The organism is Maribacter sp. MAR_2009_72 (genome assembly GCF_007827235.1).
Taxonomy (GTDB): Bacteria; Bacteroidota; Bacteroidia; order Flavobacteriales; family Flavobacteriaceae; genus Maribacter; species Maribacter sedimenticola.
In genome coordinates this window covers 1,679,039-1,702,200 of sequence record NZ_VISB01000001.1, presented here as the reverse complement: position 1 = coordinate 1,702,200, position 23,162 = coordinate 1,679,039, and the positions used below count along the sequence as shown (strand labels likewise).

The following is a 23,162-nucleotide window of genomic DNA, read 5'->3' as shown; positions in this document are numbered from 1 at the left end:
TACTCGATGAACTGATGCTATTATCAGATATAATCATTGCTTGATAAATTTTATGTACAATGCTTAAAATGAATGTTTTAACAAGTATGTTGTTAAGATTTAAATAGTGTAATGTTGACCCGAACATAAAGGGGCAACATTACACTTTACATTATTCTTATTCGGTTCCCAGATATATATATCCGTTAAAAGGTTCAAGTATTTTACCGGTTTCCCTATCGGTTGCCGTAATGATATAGTAGTAAGTACCGGTTGGTAACATACCAGATTGACCAAATGATCCGCTAGGAGCAACACCGCCCCAATCATTTTGGTAGTCCTGAATTTCCGCCACCTTGGTTCCCCATCTATTGAAGATCATAATGTCAAAACTAAACGTACAGTATTCAACACCTTTTATCTCAAAGTAATCATTGACACCATCTCCGTTTGCGGTTACCGCTTTGGACAATACAATTTCCCCTCTACCACATGGTACACATTCCGTATCTATCAAGACCGTAAAATCTACATAGTATTTACATGTTCCTTCTGTAGAACTGTAAGCTATTTTATATTCTCCAGGCTCATGGTTCATTGGGTCAAAGAAACTTTGTTCAAGGACCACATCCCCTTCAAGAATCATGAATGTGCCGTTTTGGTCAAAATCCTGTGGTAAATAATTTAGTAAATCAATTGGCTGGTCTTCAATACAGATATTGATCGTTATCTCTTCTAGCTGAGGTTGAAGAACAAAGATGATTTGTTCAAACGATGCCGTATTGCCGCAAGAATCTGTTAACTCCCAATTTCTGATGATCATGAAGTCATCACTATCAGTGGCATATTGGGTTTCTTCATTGAATACCACTTCATAATTATCACAACCACCGGTATATATCAATTCAGGTACAGCCGGTATTTCATCCCCACATATGATGGAGATTTCCTCTTCATAGGCCTCTGTCATAATTGGTCCCGTGGGCTCAACTGTTATTACCTGTGTATGCTCAACATTATTACCTGCGCAATCTGTTGCGTTCCAAGTTCTTGTAACAGTGTAACCAAGGGCACAGTTGGCATCATTGGTAATGGTTTCTTCAAAAACCACATCAATATTAGGGTCGCAGGTATCTGTAGCCGTAAGTGTTACCGCATCTGGAACCATGTTGCATTCCACAGTCATATTTTGTGGCAATTCTTCGTTGAACGTAGGTGCAACGGTATCTTCAATTGTAATTACCTGAGTGTGGGTGCGCACATTGCCTACACAATCTGTAACCGTCCAAGTTCTCGTAATTGTGTATTCCGTAGCACATTCATCATCCTGTCCTTCAATTAATTCATCATACGCTACAGATATGGCACATGTACTATCCGAGGTGATTTCGTAAACCTCAGGTATGCTATCACAAGCCTCAATAGTAACATCGGTAGGCCAACCTTCATCACCATCATTGTCTACAATGGTCACCGTTGTAATATCATTGGAAAGTATACCTACCAATGGTGATGAAATATTCTCTAGGATAACCCTGAAATTTTCAGGATCTTCAATGATAATATCATCTATAATATTTATGACAATGGTCTGTGTGTTCGCATGAATACCGCCAAATGTCAAGGTTTGTGAATTTCTTGGAACGCCAATATAATCGTCACCTTCAATTGTGGTGGCATCAACGGTATAGTATTCAACAGTGAACTCTTCTTGAACCTGTGCGTTAAGTACAACATCTATATTTACCGTACCGGCATCCTCATTTACGATTATGGATGTAAGATCAAATTCTACACCTTTAGTAGATGGATCGCTGTCATCATCGTTAATGATACCTGTATCCGTATTGGTAGGTTGAAGATCTAGGAACTCTATCCCCATATTAGACTGTATATTTGATAATACCGTGGTAAACTCCTCTATTGGTTCAATGATTTCATCATTTAATATCGGTATGGCAAAAGTTACGCTATAATTATTATCGTTAAAGGTTAACGTTCCAGTTTGTGCGGTTATATCGGAACCGTCAATAGCAGTACCATCATAGGTAGCAAAATCCACGGTAACATCTTCTCCAGGGGTAATCAATCCTGTAAAGTTGACCGTAAATATTGCTTCTGGATCAACACCTTCGGTTACAATGACATCGGCAGGATCAAAAGAGATACCTGTTGTACCCAAAATATTGTCATCATCGTTAATGATACCTGTATCCGTATTGGTAGGTTGAAGATCAAGGAACTCTATCCCCATATTGGACTGAATGTTTGATAGCTCTACCGTAAATGCCTCTTGCGGCTCTATATAACTATCATCAAGAATAGGTATATTAATTGTTGCGGTATAGTTTCCATTGTTGAATGTCAACGACCCAATTTGTGCCGTCATATCAAAACCATCCATTGCAGTACCGTCATAGGTAACATATTCTACGGTCACGTCTTCTCCGGGTGTAATTTCTCCGGTGAAGTTAACTGTAAAGATAGCCTCTGGATCTACACCTTCTGTTACAATAACATCGGTAGGGTCGAACGAGATGCCGGTCGTACCCGGGATGTTGTCGTCGTCCAGTATGGTCGCGGTCTTGGTGTTGGTGGGCTGTTGGTCCACGAACTCGATGCCCATGTCGGACTGTATGTTGGACAGCACCATGGAGAACTGCTCCTGCGGCTCTATGAAATTGTCGTTTACGATATCGATGGCCACCGTCCTTGTGTACTCGTCGTTCCTGAATGTCAGCGTACCGATGTCGGCGATGTAGTCCGTTCCGTCCAGGGCTGTCCCGTCGTTGGTGGCGAAGTCCACGCTCACTTCCTCTCCCGGGGCGATCTCGCCCGTAAAGTTCACGGTGAACACGGCCTGTACGCCCACGCCCTCTGTCACGATGATGTCCGCTGCGTCAAAGGATATACCTGTAGTACCGGGAATGTTGTCGTCGTCCAGTATGGTCGCGGTCTTGGTATTCGTGGGCTGTTGGTCCACGAACTCGATGCCCATGTCGGACTGTATGTTGGACAGCACCATGGAGAACTGCTCCTGCGGCTCTATGAAATTGTCGTTTACGATATCGATGGCCACCGTCCTTGTGTACTCGTCGTTCCTGAATGTCAGCGTACCGATGTCGGCGATGTAGTCCGTTCCGTCCAGGGCTGTCCCGTCGTTGGTGGCGAAGTCCACGCTCACTTCCTCTCCCGGGGCGATCTCGCCCGTAAAGTTCACGGTGAACACGGCCTGTACGCCCACGCCCTCGGTGACGATGATGTCCGCTGCGTCGAACGAGATACCGGTGGTGCCCGGAATGTTGTCGTCGTCCAGTATGGTCGCGGTCTTGGTATTCGTGGGCTGTTGGTCCACGAACTCGATGCCCATGTTGGACTGTATGTTGGACAGTACCATGGAGAACTGCTCCTGCGGCTCTATGAAATTGTCGTTTACGATATCGATGGCCACCGTCCTTGTGTACTCGTCGTTCCTGAAGGTCAGCGTACCGATGTCGGCGATGTAGTCCGTTCCGTCCAGGGCTGTCCCGTCGTTGGTGGCGAAGTCCACGCTCACTTCCTCTCCCGGGGCGATCTCGCCCGTAAAGTTCACGGTGAACACGGCCTGTACGCCCACGCCCTCTGTCACGATAATGTCCGCTGCGTCAAAGGATATACCTGTAGTACCGGGAATGTTGTCGTCGTCCAGTATGGTAGCTGTCTTGGTATTCGTGGGCTGTTGGTCCACGAACTCGATGCCCATGTTGGACTGTATGTTGGACAGCACCATGGAGAACTGCTCCTGCGGCTCTATGAAATTATCGTTTACGATATCGATGGCCACCGTCCTTGTGTACTCGTCGTTCCTGAATGTCAGCGTACCGATGTCGGCGATGTAGTCCGTTCCGTCCAGGGCTGTCCCGTCGTTGGTGGCGAAGTCCACGCTCACTTCCTCTCCCGGGGCGATCTCGCCCGTAAAGTTCACGGTGAACACGGCCTGTACGCCCACGCCCTCTGTCACGATGATGTCCGCTGCGTCAAAGGATATACCTGTAGTACCGGGAATGTTGTCGTCGTCCAGTATGGTCGCGGTCTTGGTATTCGTGGGCTGTTGGTCCACGAACTCGATGCCCATGTCGGACTGTATGTTGGACAGCACCATGGAGAACTGCTCCTGCGGCTCTATGAAATTATCGTTTACGATATCGATGGCCACCGTCCTTGTGTACTCGTCGTTCCTGAATGTCAGCGTACCGATGTCGGCGATGTAGTCCGTTCCGTCCAGGGCTGTCCCGTCGTTGGTGGCGAAGTCCACGCTCACTTCCTCTCCCGGGGCGATCTCGCCCGTAAAGTTCACGGTGAACACGGCCTGTACGCCCACGCCCTCGGTGACGATGATGTCCGCTGCGTCGAACGAGATACCGGTGGTGCCCGGAATGTTGTCGTCGTCCAGTATGGTCGCGGTCTTGGTATTCGTGGGCTGTTGGTCCACGAACTCGATGCCCATGTCGGACTGTATGTTGGACAGTACCATGGAGAACTGCTCCTGCGGCTCTATGAAATTGTCGTTTACGATATCGATGGCCACCGTCCTTGTGTACTCGTCGTTCCTGAATGTCAGCGTACCGATGTCGGCGATGTAGTCCGTTCCGTCCAGGGCTGTCCCGTCGTTGATGGCGAAGTCCACGCTCACTTCCTCTCCCGGGGCGATCTCGCCCGTAAAGTTCACGGTGAACACGGCCTGTACGCCCACGCCCTCTGTCACGATGATGTCCGCTGCGTCAAAGGATATACCTGTAGTACCGGGAATGTTGTCGTCGTCCAGTATGGTCGCGGTCTTGGTATTCGTGGGCTGTTGGTCCACGAACTCGATGCCCATGTCGGACTGTATGTTGGACAGCACCATGGAGAACTGCTCCTGCGGCTCTATGAAATTATCGTTTACGATATCGATGGCCACCGTCCTTGTGTACTCGTCGTTCCTGAATGTCAGCGTACCGATGTCGGCGATGTAGTCCGTTCCGTCCAGGGCTGTCCCGTCGTTGGTGGCGAAGTCCACGCTCACTTCCTCTCCCGGGGCGATCTCGCCCGTAAAGTTCACGGTGAACACGGCCTGTACGCCCACGCCCTCGGTGACGATGATGTCCGCTGCGTCGAACGAGATACCGGTGGTGCCCGGAATGTTGTCGTCGTCCAGTATGGTCGCGGTCTTGGTATTCGTGGGCTGTTGGTCCACGAACTCGATGCCCATGTTGGACTGTATGTTGGACAGTACCATGGAGAACTGCTCCTGCGGCTCTATGAAATTGTCGTTTACGATATCGATGGCCACCGTCCTTGTGTACTCGTCGTTCCTGAATGTCAGCGTACCGATGTCGGCGATGTAGTCCGTTCCGTCCAGGGCTGTCCCGTCGTTGGTGGTGAAGTCCACGCTCACTTCCTCTCCCGGGGCGATCTCGCCCGTAAAGTTCACGGTGAACACGGCCTGTACGCCCACGCCCTCTGTCACGATAATGTCCGCTGCGTCAAAGGATATTCCTGTGGTACCCGGAGTATTATCATCATCAAGGATAGTACCTGTAGCTTGTGGTGTATTTATTGGCACTAAAGGATTTGTAGTACTTAATAGGTTAACAAAGTATCCTTCGGTAGGTTCTATAAAATTATCATTAAGTATGTTTACTGTGATTTGATGAACTTCATTATTGTTACCTGCGAACGATAAAATATCCGATTGAGCAATGAAATCTGTTGCTGTAGCAGTGCCAAAAGCTGTTTCAAAGGCTACATCGAACGGCTCTTGGAAAGTACCTGAAAGAATAACATCGAAAACGGCCGTAACACCAACACCTTCGGTTACCTCAACATTTGTTGCGACAAAGTCAATACCGTTACCTGGCGCTAGATCGTCATCCTCAATGGTGATCGTACCTTGATTGTCGTTTATGGCAATCAACGAAGTGGAAATATTGGATAAGTCGATGAAAAATTGCTCCGTAGGTTCAATGAAACTATCATTGGTAATAGGAACGGTAATCGTAATCCTTTCTCCATCAGTACCGTTAAAGTTTAATGTACCGGACACAGCAGTATAGTCATCTACTGGTAGTGCAGAGTCTTGAGTAGTGGTATAGTCTATGCTAAAGCCCCCTTGTACATTGCCCGTAAGAAGAACGGTGATCGTAGCGGAGATATCCGCTTCGTTCACAGTAATGTTATCGTTTTCAAACGATATTCCTGTTACACCAGGATCATTATCGTTATCGTTGATGATTCCTATAGCCGTATTTGTAGGTTGTTGATCAACAAAGCCAACTCCTATATTAGATTGCACATTGGACAAGGTCAAGATAAAATCTTCAGTAGGTTCAATGATATTATCGTCATTGAACGGCACGTCTATATTGAACGTGGTCGTTGTACTATTGAAGGTTATCGTACCATTGGTATATGTGTAATCGTCAGGTTGTTCAGCTGGTTGGGCAGAAATACCATCAGATGTTTCAAAATCCACAGTTACATTCTCGCCTGGTGCAATGGCCCCGGTAAAGGTTACTACAAACCTTGCAAACGTTTCTGAACCTTCGGTTACAATGACCGTATCATCGGTAAAGGAAATACCTGTTGTTCCCAGAATATTATCATTATCGTTTATGGTTCCGTTTGCGGTATTGGTAGGTTGTTGATCCACAAAGCCAACACCTAGGTTAGATTGTATATTGGATAAGGTCAATACAAAATCCTCTGTTTGTTCAATGATGGAGTCATCAATGATCGGAACATCTATATCAACGGAATTCGTAGTACTATTAAAAGTAATGGTACCCTGCGTCAGCGTATAATCATCAGGTTCGCCTGCGGTGCCATTAGATGTAATGTAGTCTACCAAAACATCTTGACCAGGAGCAATATTTCCTGTAAACGTAGCGGTAAATCTCGCATAGGTATTTGTGCCTTCGGTAACGACTACATTGTTATTGGCAAAAGATACCCCTGTTGTACCTGGAATATTATCATTGTCCGTAATGGTGATAATACCCTCATTATCGTTTATTGGTGGTGTATTGGTACCATTGCTAATCTGTACGAAGAACTGCTCGGTTACCTCAATAAGGTCATCGTTATTGATAGTAATGGTAATGGACCTTTTTTCATTATTGGTACCGGAGAAAGAAATTAAATTAGACTGTGCAATATAATCATTGGATTGTAACGCAGTATCATCAGCAGTAGTGTAGTTTAGTGTAAAACCACCGGATACCGATCCTGTATGCGTAACCACAACCGTTGCCGTGCCTGCATCTTCATTTACCGTTATATCCGAAATACTTAGACCAATAGGGTCTCCATTTTCACTAACATAAATATATTGGGTATGGCTGGTATTATTACCTGCACAATCGTTTACGGACCAATTTCTAATGATGGTATATGATGTACTTGTATTGTCACCGTCATAAGTTTCCGTAAAGACTACCGTAGAATTTGCATCACAATTATCATTGGCGGATAGTATCGGAGCTACCGGAATATTATCATGTGCCGCATACGTATCCCCAGGTAGGGATTCGTTGAAGGTTGGAGCGTCATTATCCTCAATGGTTATGATTTGAGTATATGTTTCGCTTACTCTACCACACGCATCTGTAAATGTCCACGTATTGGTATATGTACCTTCAGTAGGGCAAGAGCCAGATGGTACAAATGCACCTGCAGTCTTGTTCAAGGTGAAATCACAGATTGCCGTTGCAGGTTCCAGAGAGTTTGCATTGTTCAAAGCTGAAATATTGTCACATGAAACGGTTCTGTTCAATGCATTTGGAGCCGTTGCCCATGCAACTTGATCAGGTTGTTGTACATCTATGACCGTTGGGTCATGTGTTCCAATTCCACAAGAATCCGTAGAAGAGGAACTATTTGTGGTATACGTATTACCGTTCGTTGCCCCGGTAAAGGTGGCTGTAGATTGAATTTCAAAACTTGCCGTACAAGCATCTTCCAAGAAATAACATTGTTCCCTAAGTACAATATCAAAATCTATCTCAAAATCTGCTCCCATGTTGGTATTACCGTTAGCAACGGTAAAGGTCAAGGTTCTTGATAATGTGTCATAAGAATGTGAAACGCCGGCAGGCAATGTACCTACTCCGGAGAAGTCAGCTTCTACTGGCAGTACGGTTGTAATTTCTAAATCCTCTATATCATCATTTCCAGTGTTAGTAATATTCAACGTTAACGGAACCACTTCGCCTGCATCAAAAGGACCGGTAGCATTAACATCTAGGCTTAGGGCACCCAAACTTGGTTGGTATACATCAACACTAAGTCCCATGAGGTATAGTCCATAAGATTCCTGATCTGTTGTGATTTTAAATCGGGCAAATGTTTGATTGTTTTGAATATATTGATTACCTCCATTTGTTAACGGAAAAAGGGCAGCATCAAAACCTAACGTATTTGTACTCGCAGGACTACGGTTTACATAGTTTAATCCATCGATAGTAATTCTACTATTAAAGAAATTATTATCAGGTCTCAAAGCTGTGCTGATATTGGACCAGTTGTTTGTAGCATCATAAATCAATAGTTGATCTCCGGAAAGATCTCTATCTCCCTCCAATGCGCCAATCATTACATCACCATTTACGACACCATTTGGAATAGTTTCAAAACCACTAAACGTAAATTCCGTTTCACCTGCACCATTAGAGGCAAACGTATGAACATACCCATCATATAACGTAATATTTTTTGGGTCCAATGATACGTTTTCATAGACAAATACAATTTGCCAACCACCAGATGTACCGGTATTACTATTGATACCATGCGATAATAACCTTCTTTCCGTAGCTTTTACGTTACCTACTTGATAGGTGCCAAAAGGAGAAGCAAGCAAGTTTATGTCATCCGTAATATCCTTTATACACACATAGGGGTCATTTTGAAAATGGTCATTACGACCCCTATAGATTACTTCATCCGCAGATACGGTCGTATAGGTCGTTTGACCTGGAAGCATTAATTTCACCTGGTTATAGTTCCAAGTGGGTTCCGTGGCACCACCACCGGTAGTACCATCATATTCTTTATCTGCCGCTGCCCAGTATAAATATGCTTTCTTGATATTAAGACAGCTTAAACTTGGTTCTGGATTTGCCAAATTGGCATTGGTAGAGTTAAAGGTCGTTGGGTCAGAATCAATATCAACAAAGACATTGTCAGTGAAGTCATGGTTGCCATCTTCCCCATTATAGTTCCCTGTTCTAGTACGGGAAAGTACATTGTTGGCGATCATTGTAAAATCTCCGTTGATACTTCCTTGATATCTAATTTCAAAATCTTTCTTAAGATTGGTATCGTTTACATAAATATTTACGGTGGCCGTATCCGTTGAGCCGTTAGAATCCGTAATTATATATGTAAATGAGTCGTTACCATTAAATGACGGACTTGGTAGGTACTCAAAATAATCGTCCGTTGAATCTCCTGGGGTGCCATTGTCCATAATCGTTACCGTACCATTTATTGGAGCGGCACCAACTTGAAGTGAATTAACGGCCGCAGGACCGTCGAAACCAAAATCATCATTGGCCAAAATGGTTAAATCCGTTGTACCGAAAACCACAAAGGAATCATCAACAGCAGTTGGTTGATGGTTGATATCTACAATGGTACCCGTGGCGGTGACATTGGTAGAAGTAACTAAATTGGGCGAAATTGAAGTGATGGTGATATTCAATGTCTCATTTCCTTCTATAATAGCATCCTGAATAATGTTGACAGGTACCTGTAACACCTGATTATTGGCGCCCGTAAAGTTTAGGGTACCAGTTTGTGATGCTACTGTATAATCCGTTCCGGAAGTCGTAGTTACATCGTTGATTACGTAAGAAGCCGTAAATCCGCCATCTATGGGCTGACCGGTATAGGTGACATTAAAATTAGCGGTGGTATTGTACTCATCCACAGAAAAACCGGTTACGGAAATACTACCTGAGTCATCATTGACAATGGTACCCGTAGCTTGGTTGTTCGCAATGGTAATCTGTGGTATTGATGGACTTGAAATCGTTATCTGTAAGTCCTCATTAGGTTCTATAAAGGAATCACCTATTATATTGATCTGTACGGACCTCACCTCATTATCCACCCCGGTAAACGTTAAAGTACCTGTTGAAGAAGTCTCTACCGTATAATCTACCCCAGAAGTAGTGGAAATGTCCGTAATTTGATAAGCTACCGTAAATCCGCCAACAACCCTGTCGCCACTATAGGACACATCAAAATTAATGGAATTGGTCTGCTCAACAATGCTAAAACCGGCTACGGATAAACTACCCCCATCATCATCGTTAATAATACCTGTTGCACGGTTGTTCAATAATCTGATACCTACATTAGACCGTATAGCTACAAGGTCCACGTAATAATCTTCTACAGCCTCTACCGTATTATCGTTAAGGATAGGAACCGTAATGGTATTTGTTTTGGTCAAGTTGGTAAAGGTCAATGTCTGAACGGTAGCAGGAGGGGAGAAATCGGTAGCATTGGCGGCAGTACCGTTGTTGATCAAATAATCTACCTCAATGGTTTCCCCTGTATCTATATCACCAATAAATTCAACGATAAAATTGGCTTCCACGGTATCGCCTGGGTCGCCTTCGGTAACGGTTACCGTTAGGTTTTGAAAATCAATTCCTTTATCCGACGTATTATCGTTGTCTGTGATAGTACCGTTTGCATTTGCATCAACAATATTGATCAGGTTGGTTGAAAGATTGGATAATTGCAGGCTTAATTGCTCATTGGCCTCTATAAGATTATCATTGATAACGTTAACAGCTATAAATACTTGGTCCCCATTGGAAGTTCCTGCGGGGAAGGAAATTTGATCCGTAAGTGTAGCCGTATAGTCAGCGTTGACCGTTGTGGAAATGTCGGCAATGTTATAATCTACCGTAAAGGCTTCCTGTACTTCCAATCCGTTATAGGTAATGACGAAATTAGCGGTACCACTATCTTCAGCAATGGTAAAGTCTGCAACACTTAAGCCCGTTGTAGCGGTTTTTATATCATTGTCCACAATTGTTCCTAGGGCAGTGCCATCAACAATATTGATCAGTGTCGTAGAAAGATTGCTAAGCGCAAAATTTAAGGTTTCGTTCCCTTCTATGATTACATCCTCTAAGATATCTATGGCAACGGTCAATTGGTCACCATCTTGAGTACCTGCAGGAAATATCAAGGTGTCTGTAAGCGGACTAACATTATAATCCGTAGTTACGGTTGCTGTACCATCTGTAATGGCATAATCCACCGTAAAACTGTTTTGAACTTCCTTACCGTTATAAGTAATGACAAAGTTAGCGGTATTGCCAGCTTCGTTAACGGTGAAATCAGCAACGGTAAGACCGGTCGTGGCCGTTTTGGTATCATTGTCGGTTATTGTACCTAAAGCATCTGGATCTACTAGATTAAGCAAGGATGTAGATAGATTGGACAATTGTATACTTAAATTTTCAGGTCCCTCAATAATCAAGTCATCATTAATGGTAACGGCTACCGACCTTGTGGTTCCGTTGGTGGTACCAGCGGGAAATGAAAGTTGATTGGCAAGGTCTGCCGTAAAGTCCTGACCGGATAAAGCGGTGCCATTATTGATAGCGTAATCTACTGTGAATCCGTCCTTAACGTTTTTCCCTGTATAGGTAACTACGAAATTGACGGTACCTATTGCTTCGTTAACGGTAAAATCTGCAACGGATAATCCTGTGGATGGTGTGGTGTCGTTATCTTCTATGATACCGGTGGCATTTCCATCTACTATAGTCAAAAAGGGATTGGATACATTGGATAATGTAGCCGTTAAACTTTCATCACCTTCAATTATGTTGTCATTTGTTATTGACAACGTAATGACTTGTGTATCTCCATCTGCGGTATCTGCAGGAAAAGTGATTGTTCCAGTAGCACTGGCACTATAATCCGATCCTGCGGTAGTGGTTACATCTGCAAGGGCATAATCTACAGTAAATGCATTTTCAACGGAAGGTCCTGTATATGTAACGACGAAGTCAACAGTATTTGGGCCGGTAATTCCTTCATTAACCGTAAAATCTGCGATTGAAATTCCTTCTCCTGCGGCAGGAGTCTCATCGTTGGTAATGGTTCCAATAGCTGTATTGTCTACGATAATAAGATTAGAAAAGGACTTGTTCGTAATGTCCAAGGTCAAATCTTCCGTAGGTTCAATATAATTGTCATTTATGATATTAATGTTTAAGCTCTGCGTATCTCCATTACTTGTATTGGCCGGGAATGTGATGATTCCTGTAATGGTAGTTCCACCATTGATCAAATAATCTGAAGATAATTGTGCGCTACCGTCATTTATAAGATATTCCAAGGTAAATGATCTTTCTACTTCAGGACCTGTATAGGTAAAAACGAAATTTGCGATTCCTCCGGCAACATCTTCGCTAACGGAAAAATCTGCTACGGAAATACCTTCTCCTGCAGCGGGGTTGTCATTATCATAAATTAAGCCTTGCCCTTCATTATCAATAATAGTGACCGTACCGCCAGAACCGTAAGCTATTTGGGTTTCAAATTCTTCTGTTCCTTCAAAAAGAAGGTCGTCTACCGTAGCAACATTGTAAGTTACCGATGTTGAATTTGCCAAAAGTGTAACCGAATTTGGTCCATTATAATCAACACCATTAGTGGCAATATCACTATTGGTTGTTATATCAGTGTACGCGATATTGAACGTAATATCCTGACTAATACTATGAGATGCGGTTATCGTGAAAACGTTATCGGAACCTTCCGTTGTTGCAGAATCCGATATGCTGATTTCTGGAGTTATATAAAGATTAACTTCATTGGTAATTACTTCTGGGGTACAAGCATTATTAATATCAGAGGCAATAAGCCTAAATACATTAGCGTGATCAGATGTGGAAACCCCGGTTAAGGTCAATTGATCGGTATCTGCCCCAGTATAAATTCCCGAATTGGTAATTGGATTCCAATTGGTGCCCTCGTCCGTACTTATTTCCCATTGGTAGGTAAGGCCAGTTCCGGAAATTACTGCCGTAAATGTGGCATTACCGCCTAAATTTGTTATTTGGTTGGTAGGTTGTGTGGTAATAACCGCAGGAGTGTTGGCGGTTGTTACATTTGCATTTGTACCGGTATAACCACCTTGTCCAGTTACCAGTCCGTTAGCATCAACCGTTACGGGAGATGTACCCAATATGCCATCGTTGTCTGTATCAGTAAAACCAGCTTCTACCGTATCTGCGCAACCATCACCGTCACTATCCGTTTCAAGACTATCAGGAATATTATCATTGTCAGAATCTGGGCAGAAAGAAAAAGAAAATCTACCGGAATTAACACCACTAGGGGAAGGCGCGGAGAAGTTGGCTTCATGATATACGATCAATCCTTCTACCGTACCTGAAATAGTAATGTCAAATTCAGCGAAAGGAGTATTTCCCAGGTTACCGGAGCTACTGTCCCCAGTTAAGGTCATTTCGTTATTTACCGTAGTAATATCCGCAGCTGCACTGGATATAACGATCCATTTAAAATCTGCGGAAGGGTTGATAGGAGTAATGATGAATCTATCCGATTGATTGATATTGGAATTCCCCAATGTATTATCTGCTCCAAATCTGAAATTGGAAGGTTCTGAAAACTGTAATTCCGCAGAATACCCAGTACCGGAGGTTACCCCATTGGCGTCTTGAAATCTTAATATTGACCCAGAATTCTCGGAAAGGACACCTACATCTGTAGCGCCATAACTTGTAATATTAGCAATACTCAAGGTCAATGGTAAGGCATTACCGTTGATATCATTGGAAAAACTGACGGATGCATCGCCCACATTTATGGGGTCAGATTCAATTGCACTAAAATCTACAGGTACAATGGGGCATTCTTCAGTATCTGAAATACCATCATTATCATCATCTTGATCACAAATATCCGTTAGACCATCACCATCCGTATCAGTATATCCTGATGCTACCGGATCACAAATATCAACTGTGGTTAGGGTTGCAGAGTGTTGAATATTGGTACATAAATGGTCATTATGGGTAACGATTACCGTATACGTATTCCCACTTAAACCAGAAACATCGCTTATGGCCAAGGTATTGGTGGTTACACCACTGTATACCCCGTTATCACTAAGATTTACACCATTTTCCTGCCATTGATAGTTTAGTTCGCTAGAAGAATCAGAACTTCCAGGACCGGAATAGACCGGAGCACTAGAAGCAAAATTTGTTGTGTTTATGGCAGATACATCTATGGAAAAAGTAGTTGAGCCTCCTTCGTTGACCGTAGTATTGGAAGGTGGAACATTTACGGTTGTTTCCGTTGCCAAAATTTCATTTCCGCTTACTCCTGTATACCCGCCTTGGCCCGTAACTTGACCCTCAGCATTTACTGTCACTGGTGAATTGCCTAAATAACCATCTGCATCTGGATCTGTATGTCCGGCTTCTACCGCATCTACACAATTATCATTATCACTATCGTTATCTAATTGGTCGGGAATATTGTCCCCATCCGTATCACGTTCCAAACATGATGACAACCTTAGGGTCAAATCATCGAAAACGGAATATGCCACATTACCATCAGATTGTTGGTTATAGGCGTAAATACGAACGGTATACGTTGTGTTTTCTTCTAAATTATATTGTACCCCGGACTGTGTTAAATCAAAAAACTCAGAAACCCCATTAGTAGGATAATGAACCCTAACATCAGAATTCAACAAGGTAGAGGTTACAAAATTATCTTTTGATATGGCTATGGCCGCATCATAGGCATTACCAATAGTAGTACCATCGGAATTTTGATACCAGTTGACACCCATTCGTTCCATAACAGGATATGTCAAATTACTTGCGGTCGTAAAACTTACTTCTATGTAGTCATTATTGACAATTGCTTCCGTATAGTTTGCCGCATTTAAATCTGTAATCTGTAATTCCGTTCCAGGTGAAGCATCTGTAATTCCGCTACCGATAACAATATCGGAAGCCGAGGAAATTAACCAATTTGTTATTGCTGGATTTTGGACATAGTCCACTGTTCTGGTACCGGGAGGAGAATTAAATTCCCAAGCCAGATAATCATCATCAATACACTCAATGGCTTCATTGGTATCCAAAATACCATCATTGTCATCGTCAATGTCCACTGCATCCCTAATACCATCATTGTCCGTATCCAGATCATCATCGTTTATCGTAATCGTTGATGAACTTGGAACAAAGTTTATTTGTTGCGGTACATAATTTGTTAAAGTAACGGTAGTTGGGTTGTAAACCGGATTAATGACAAAGTTCTCTTGAAGTTCTGTTACGGAGTCGTCAGTAATGTCAAAATTTATGGCATACATTTCCGCATTTGTACCTGTGAAGTTTATTGTTCCTGAATCTGTGGTATAATCCGTGGTAGCCAGGGCCGTATTGTCCGCTGTTGCAAAATCAATGTCAAAAGGATTTTGGACATCACCGTTTAAAGTAAAGGTAATTGTAGCATTTCCGGCATTTTCAAGAACGGTAGCATCCGTAATGCTTATGGTTGCAGTATCATTGTCATGTATTCGTAAGGAAGAATTTTCCGTATTTATGGATACTCTTGAAGGTCCTGAGCCATATTTAGTAGCCTCTGCTGGGTTTTGTGATTTTATACCATGAAATTCTTCAGATGGTTCTACCATAGAATCCTCAGTTGTAGGGATATCTATAAAAATTTGGGAACCTGCAACCGATCCCGCAGGAAAAGTCGCCGTTGTGGTAAACGCAATAAAATCCGTGCCATTACTGGCCGGACTAACGGAACCCGTATATTCCAAAACTTGGAAATCTACCGAATAAGCATCTTCTATGCCTACATATTGTTGACCGCCTGAATTTGTTCCTGTGGACAAAGTAAGTCCGTAGCTAATTGTTCCTCCTTCGGTAACATCATAATTGCCACCTGTGACATAGGCCACATCGGTATCGGTTATGGTTCCTATTCCTTGGCGTTTTTCATAATTGACCTCACCGGTACTTCTTGTAAAATAAATTGCGAACTGTTGTTCCGTAGCTTCTACCCAATCATCATTTACCGCAGTAACCTGAAATGTTCTGGAAGTTGATAACGGGTTTATTGTAACTTGTGCAGGTCCGGTATAATCGGCATCTGTTGTGGTAAGGTTTACGTAAGTAAGGTCAAAAGTACGGCTTGTCAATAATTCTGCCGTTGTAGTAGAAAGGGTAAAGGTCATTACCCCACCTTCAGATACGCTGGCATCTGATATACTATAACAATGTTCATCTACATCACCATCACCATCATCATCAATGCCATTACCACAAATTTCTCTCTGATATCCAAAACAAACGTCATCGATATATACGATATCGTTGGTGTTGTTCAATATTTCAATTTCAAAGTACGATGTTCCGCCTGGAGCTGTAGCCGTAAAATCATTTTGTTTATAGTTGCCGTTGGCGTTCGTTGGAATAGTTAAATTCTCGGTTCCTCTTAAAGTTCCGCCACCATTATAAAAATTAACGGATACCTCTACATCTCCCGTTGTTCCGGATACCTTATTAAATAGACTAAAATTAAGGGTTTCTCCCTCGCTAATTAGGTAACCCACTGTGGTTACCACACCGCCAGTAGCGGGTAAGGAGGCAGCAGAACTACCATTGAGCACATGAACAGGATTACTTTCTATAGCAGACCCGGGTCCAAATACATAATTGGTGGTGCCGCTTTCAAAACCACCATTACTATTTTCACATTGGGCCGATAAAATTGTGCTGGTCAAGCAGAATAGAACGCAGGTTAATGCTGCAATAAAATTTTTGGTCATAGGTCGATTATCAGAAACTATCATTTCTTAAACTTAACTTTTGGCAGTACAGACTTTTTAAAGTTATGTACGGCAACTGGTCAAATTGTTTTTATGTCAAACTTTGAACGTTGTTGAAATAGAATATTCCTTAATACTGAACTTTCTAGTTTCGTCGTTCAAAACTGTACGTCCACGGCTAGAAATCTACCAGTAAACGGACAATGACAAATTAACGCTGATAAAAATTTAAAATTAAATTGTTGTTGTGTAGCAAGTAAAAGTTGTGGTTTTTTGTTTGCAGTAATTTTCTTTCAAATAAATTTCAAAATTTTAACATTTATTATTTTTTTAAATATAAAATACTGAAAATCAATTAGTTAATTTTAATTAATGTAAAAACCTCAAAAATTGAATTATTGCTGTTTTTGTTAATTTTTAAACAATGGAATTGTTGTAAGAGTGTGGTGAAAAGTGTTAAAATTACTTTGCCGATAACTTAATGTCGTTAATCGATAGTAATCACACTATTAGGGGGTAACAGCGTTTTTTTTTAATAAAATCTCAAAAACGTTACACTATAAAATTCGTAGGAATTTAAGAAATGGGATGGTTTATCCTTCTAAATAATTCTTGTTTTCGTCAGATTTTTGAAAATTATAGTTTTTTGGGTTTTTAACGGGAATATTCAATTTAAAAAAGGAATGAATTTTAGTGTTTTTTATAGTTGGTATTGAAATTAAAAAGCATCTGGATCTTGAATTATTAGATGCGCTCTTTTTTGCAGTTCCGCTAATTTTTCTCCATCCATTTTGTCCAATAGGGACATCATCATGGCCATACGTTGATTGTCCTTAAAATGACTTTTCTTTTCTGCTAAAAAGTTCCAGTATAAAGCATTGAAAGGGCATGCGCTTTCACCAATTTTTTTAGTATGGCTATACTGGCAATTACCACAATAATTACTCATTTTATGTATATAATTAGCACTGCTTACATATGGTTTTGTAGCCACTATACCGCCATCTGCAAACTGGCTCATGCCTCTGGTATTAGTGATTTCTACCCATTCTATGGCATCTATATATACGCCCAGGTACCATTTGTCCACCTCATCTGGGTGCATTTGTGTTAACAGGGAAAAGTTGCCAATAATCATAAGTCGTTGAATATGGTGGGCATAGGCAGTATCCAAACTTTGGCCAATAGCGTGTTTTAAACAGTTCATTTTGGTATTTCCGGTCCAATAAAAATCTGGCAGTTTATTGGTGTTTTCCAATTTGTTCATGTTTTTGTAATCTGGCATTTCTTTCCAATAAATACCTCTCATGTATTCACGCCATCCCACTATTTGCCGTATAAAGCCTTCTACTTGCGAAATGTGTATATCTTCTTTATGGCTATAATAGTGGTCTAAAACTTTATCTACGACCTCTTTTGGGGATAGTATTTTCGCGTTCATGGCAAACGATATGCGCGAATGAAACAAAAATTTCTGATCTTCATGCATAGCATCTTGGTAATCACCAAAATGTACTAAAAGTTCATTGCAGAAATAGTTTAGTACGGAAAGACAGTCCGCTCTGGTAACGGGCCAACTAAATTGTTCAGGGTCAATTGATCCAAACGTTACTACATTGGCCTCTTCCAATTCTTTTAAAATTTCCGTTACGTTTTTCCTAAAGCCCCTTTCATGGGGTATGGTTGGTTGACCTTTCCATTTTTTACGATTGGCGTGGTCAAAGTTCCATTTACCACCTTCCGGTTGATCATTTACCATCATGATGTTATGTTTTTTACGCATCATTCTGTAAAAACTCTCCATGATCAATTGTTTTTTTCCGTTAAAAAAGTCCTTTAACTGTGAACGAGTGGTATAAAAATGTTCCGTATCAAAAAATGCGCTATCTATTGTCAGGTCTGCACAAATTTCCTTTAATTGCTGATCCAACCTATATTCATCAGGTAATAGGTACTCAAATCTATGTATTTTGTTTTTCTCAATGGCCTGTGCTATCAGTTGCTTAAGTTGTTGTGGGTTTTCTGGGTTGGTAACGGTGTAATAGATAAAGTGATGCCCTTTGGACGAGAGCTGTTCCTTAAAGTCGCGCATGGCCATAAAAAAAGCCACTACTTTTTGGATATGGTGTTTTACATAATCCGTTTCCTGCCTCATTTCCGCCATGATATAAATAACATTTTCATCAACGGTGTTGAACCATGAGTGGTTTTGGTTTAATTGATCGCCAAGAATTAAGCGTAAGGTCTTCATTTTCTGTGTTTTAAATTATCTTATTTGTGGGGGGTATTGCAGTTAAAACAAGGTATTCTGCAACCATAGACGTTGGTACTTGCCATTACCATCATAGCGCTCAGCTTGAATTTTTATATTAAACTTTCTGTCCCTTGGGTCATTGCCCACTCCACTGGCATACATCCAATTTCCATAGTTGCTGTGCACATCATAATCAATTAGCATACTTTCAAAATAGGCAGCTCCTATACGCCAATCCTGTTCTTTTTCCTTTGACCAAAAACTTGCTACATTTTGCCTTCCTCTATTGCTCATCCATCCGGTCATAGCCAATTCTTTCATATTGGCATTTACAAAAGGTTCATTGGTCATACCGTTTATCCAATCGGTTTTTATGCTCTTGGTGTTTTTCCAATCATATTTTTTTTGGAGGATACCCTGTTGCAGAAAAATAGTATTTTGATGTTTTAAGGATATATATTTAAAATAATCACGCCAAAAAAGTTCAAATATGAGCCAATAGGTATCTTGGTTCTTGGTTATTTCTTTCTCAAAATGCTTGACTTCCCAAAAGATCATTTTAGGAGAGATACTGCCATTGGCCAACCACGGGGATAGTTTGGAACTATAATCAGTGCCAACAAGTCCGTTTCTGGTCTTTTTATAATATGCCAGTTTTCTGGTTTTCCAAAAATAGTGGTCAATTCTTTCTTTGGCTTCAGAAGTGCCCCCTTTAAAGGGAAAGGCCGTACGTTTATCCACGGTGAACTCATTAAATCCTAATTCCGTTATGGTAGGTATATGCGTATGGGTTTCAATAAGATTATCCAAAGGTAATGTATGAGTGATCTTGGCTATGGGCCTTACCTTTACGCTAAGCTCACATTTTTTTCTGAAACTCGTAAAAATTTCAGGTATGGAGTCATAGGATGAATAGGGTATATCCTCTGGATGAAATAAAAATTGATCAAAGGTTTCAATGAACGTGGTAGACCTTGCCTTATTCTTAACCATATTTACTATATCCTGTTCGTCTCTTGTCCATTCTTTCTGTAAATACACATTATCTATTTGATGTAAATTGATCAATTGCGTAAGATGGGTAGCTGATTCTCCTTGATATACAAATAAGGGTATATGGAGTTGTTTTAACTGCTCTTTTAAATTTTTTAAGGTCTCTATTAAAAATTTGGCCCTAAATTTCTCCGTTCTTTTAAATCCATATATATCCTCTTTAAAAAAAAGTGATTCAAAACAATAGTAGGCGATAACCTTCTTGCCTTTCATGGCATGAACCAATGAAATATTGTCCTCTATTCTTAAATCATTTCTAAACCAAATGATATTGTTCATGATATAGTTTTTGGTTAAGCTTTATTTCTTCTACATTTTTCGCTACAATATTTTACCTCTTCCCAATTACTTTCCCATTTTTTGCGCCACGTAAATGGTCTTTTGCATACCGCACAGATTTTGGTTGGTAAAAATTGTTTCTTATGGGCCATTATAAGATGGTTTTGATAAGTTCATCTGGTTGTTGATAATTGAACCTGTTTAACAGTTTAGGCAACGCATAACCATCAAGCCCAATAATAGCAGCCGTATCCGCTTTCTCTAAGTGTAACCAGCCATCGTCTTGAATAATATTTTCCGGTAGGTACAAGTGTTCAATAGCTCCAATAATCAATAGGCATCCATTTTCCTTAATCGTATACTCGTTTATATAGCTACAACCTATCTTTATATTACTTTGCGCTACGTACGGGGCAAAAAAATCATCCAAATACATTTCGGTTAAACCGGTTTTTGAAAATTCTGAAATATCATGATTATAACTGGCGGATGTATGGTGGGCCGCTTTGATAATTGAACTAGTTATTTGATTGACCGTAAAAAAACCGGTTTCCTTAAAATTATGGTAAGTATCTCTCCTTACGGTCAATGGTCTAAGAATAAAACCTAGCATTGGAGGGTTACTACCAATATGTACTACGGAATTGAAGACCGCTAAATTAGTGATACCATTTTTATCCTTTGACCCAATTAGATTGGCAGATTTATATCCGGTGCAGGTATTGATGAGGTGGGCCCTGTGCCTGCTGGGAAGTTTTTGCAACGCTTCAATATTGAAATATTTCAAAATAAAAATTGTTTAATTAATTTTAAATAAAGTTAAACATTATTATCGTAAGAATTCCAAATTGATTTGTTTAGTTTGTATAATGAATGCTATAAATAGTTCATTATTTGCTACATTTAACATTCACTTAATGATGGCATAAAGCCTCAAGCATGACCCAAGAAAGAAAAAATATAGCCATTATAGGCTCCGGACTAGTAGGTTCATTACTGGCAATTTATTTAAAAAGATACGGGCACCGCATAACGGTGTTCGACAGAAGGCCCGATATTAGAAATATAGAATTTTCAGGAAGGTCGATCAACTTGGCCATGAGCAATAGGGGGTGGAATGCCTTAAAAGCCGTGGGCCTGGAAGAGGAGATTAAGACCATTGCCATTCCATTGGACAAGCGTGCCATGCATGTTATAGGTAAACCGGAGTATTATCAAAAATATGGAAAGGACGGTGAAGCTATATGGTCCATATCCAGGGGGGTACTGAACCGGAAGATGATAGACCTTGCCGAAAAAAATGGTGTAGATTTTCGTTTTGAGGAAAAGGTATGGGATATAGACTTACCAGAGGCCAAAATATTTACGGGTGAGAGTGAAAAAGGAGAATGGAAAGAATACGAATATGATTTGGTATTTGGCTGTGACGGTGCCTTTTCTAGGGTGCGCCACAAAATGCAGCGCCGCAGTAGGTTTGATTATTCCCAGGATTTTATTGACGTAGGATATAAGGAACTAACCATACCCGCCAATAGTGACGGTACACATAAATTGGACAAAAATTCATTTCATATCTGGCCACGGGGCAAATTTATGTTCATAGCCATGCCCAATTTAGATGGTAGCTTTACGTGTACGTTGTTCATGCCGTTTGAAGGGGATGTATCCTTTGAAAGTATTAAGACCAAGCAAGACGCGGTCTTGTTCTTTACGACCTATTTTCCCAATGTAAAAAATGAAATAGAAAACTTAACGGAAGATTTTTTTAAAAACCCTACCAGTGCCATGGTTACCATGAAATGTTACCCATGGACCTATTGGAACAAAGTAGCGCTAGTGGGAGATTCTGCACATGCAGTTGTTCCTTTTTATGGTCAGGGAATGAATGCCGGTTTTGAGGATATTTATGTGCTGGACCAGATAATACAAGAACTGGGCAATGATTGGGAAAAAATTTTTCAGACCTATCAAGAAAGGAGAAAACCTAATGCGGACGCCATTGCAGAATTAAGTTATCGAAATTTTGTGGAAATGAGCAGTAAGACCGCAGATGCCAATTTTTTGCTACAAAAGAAAATTGAAAAACACTTTGCCTCCAAATATCCGGATAAATGGGTGCCCGCATATAGTAGGGTTACCTTTTCCCTAAGACCTTATGCAGAAGCATTGGCAGAAGGAGATGCGCAAGAGGCCATTATGAAAGAGGTGATGAAAATGCCTGATTTGGATAAAAAATGGGATAGTAGGGAAGTAGAGGAAAAAATATTGGAACTATTGGGCTAATCAGTATTTTATTTTTATTTCAGACTTTCTCATGGGCATACTATCAATGAGGTCAAATAATTTTTTAAGGTCCAAAGGATATGGTTCCTGTGCTTTAATGCCACCATCCTTACCAATTAAGATATAGCCATCATTTAAAGTATTGAGAGAGGCAACCGGTTTAAGGTCTACCAATTTATTTTCTAAAGTATAAAATTTGTCTTTGTTGAGAATAAGGACCATGAGGTCCCTTTCCTGAACGTTCTGCTGTGCCCCATTGATTTTTTGTATGGCTTGGTCTACTGAACTGGTATTGGTTGAGTTACTATTTAAAATTAGTATTCTATTCTTCCATTGAAAATCCTTGATTGTTTGTGCGTTTATCATATGGATATGAAAGAGTGCAGATAATATTAGTAAATGGTGAAATAGGCTCATTAAAAGTAATATACT

At 41.1% G+C, this 23,162-nt stretch carries 7 protein-coding genes; 1 reads left to right on the top strand and 6 read right to left on the bottom strand.

The genetic code is table 11. From position 1 onward, the window contains the following. Positions 1-157 precede the first annotated feature (157 nt). The 5 genes from JM81_RS06980 to JM81_RS06960 form a co-directional block, all read right to left on the bottom strand. Entirely contained in the window at positions 158-16,861 is a 16,704-nt protein-coding gene (locus tag JM81_RS06980) for a Calx-beta domain-containing protein (protein WP_186435544.1), read from the bottom strand. 718 nt (positions 16,862-17,579) lie between these two features. After that, positions 17,580-19,112 carry a cryptochrome/photolyase family protein gene (locus tag JM81_RS06975; protein WP_144801688.1) on the bottom strand — a complete coding sequence of 511 codons (1,533 nt, stop codon included), beginning with the start codon at positions 19,110-19,112 and terminating at the stop codon, positions 17,580-17,582. 42 nt (positions 19,113-19,154) lie between these two features. Continuing rightward, complete coding sequence (locus JM81_RS06970) at positions 19,155-20,447, bottom strand: DASH family cryptochrome (RefSeq protein WP_144801685.1); 1,293 nt, start codon at positions 20,445-20,447, stop codon at positions 19,155-19,157. Positions 20,448-20,461: 14 nt separating this feature from the next. Next, positions 20,462-20,599 carry a DUF2256 domain-containing protein gene (locus JM81_RS06965; protein ID WP_089263091.1) on the bottom strand — a complete coding sequence of 46 codons (138 nt, stop codon included), beginning with the start codon at positions 20,597-20,599 and terminating at the stop codon, positions 20,462-20,464. Continuing rightward, positions 20,599-21,234 (bottom strand): flavin reductase family protein, encoded by a 636-nt coding sequence (locus tag JM81_RS06960; protein WP_144801682.1) that lies wholly within the window; start codon positions 21,232-21,234, stop codon positions 20,599-20,601. Before JM81_RS06960 ends, JM81_RS06965 begins: the two co-directional genes overlap by 1 nt. A gap of 152 nt (positions 21,235-21,386) precedes the next feature. On the opposite strand from JM81_RS06960, the gene JM81_RS06955 reads away from it, so the two are divergent. After that, complete coding sequence (locus JM81_RS06955; protein WP_089263087.1) at positions 21,387-22,730, top strand: FAD-dependent oxidoreductase; 1,344 nt, start codon at positions 21,387-21,389, stop codon at positions 22,728-22,730. On the opposite strand, the gene JM81_RS06950 is transcribed toward JM81_RS06955, so the two are convergent. Then, complete coding sequence (locus tag JM81_RS06950) at positions 22,731-23,147, bottom strand: DUF4174 domain-containing protein (RefSeq protein WP_222430297.1); 417 nt, start codon at positions 23,145-23,147, stop codon at positions 22,731-22,733. It abuts the gene before it with no gap. Positions 23,148-23,162: the final 15 nt, after the last annotated feature.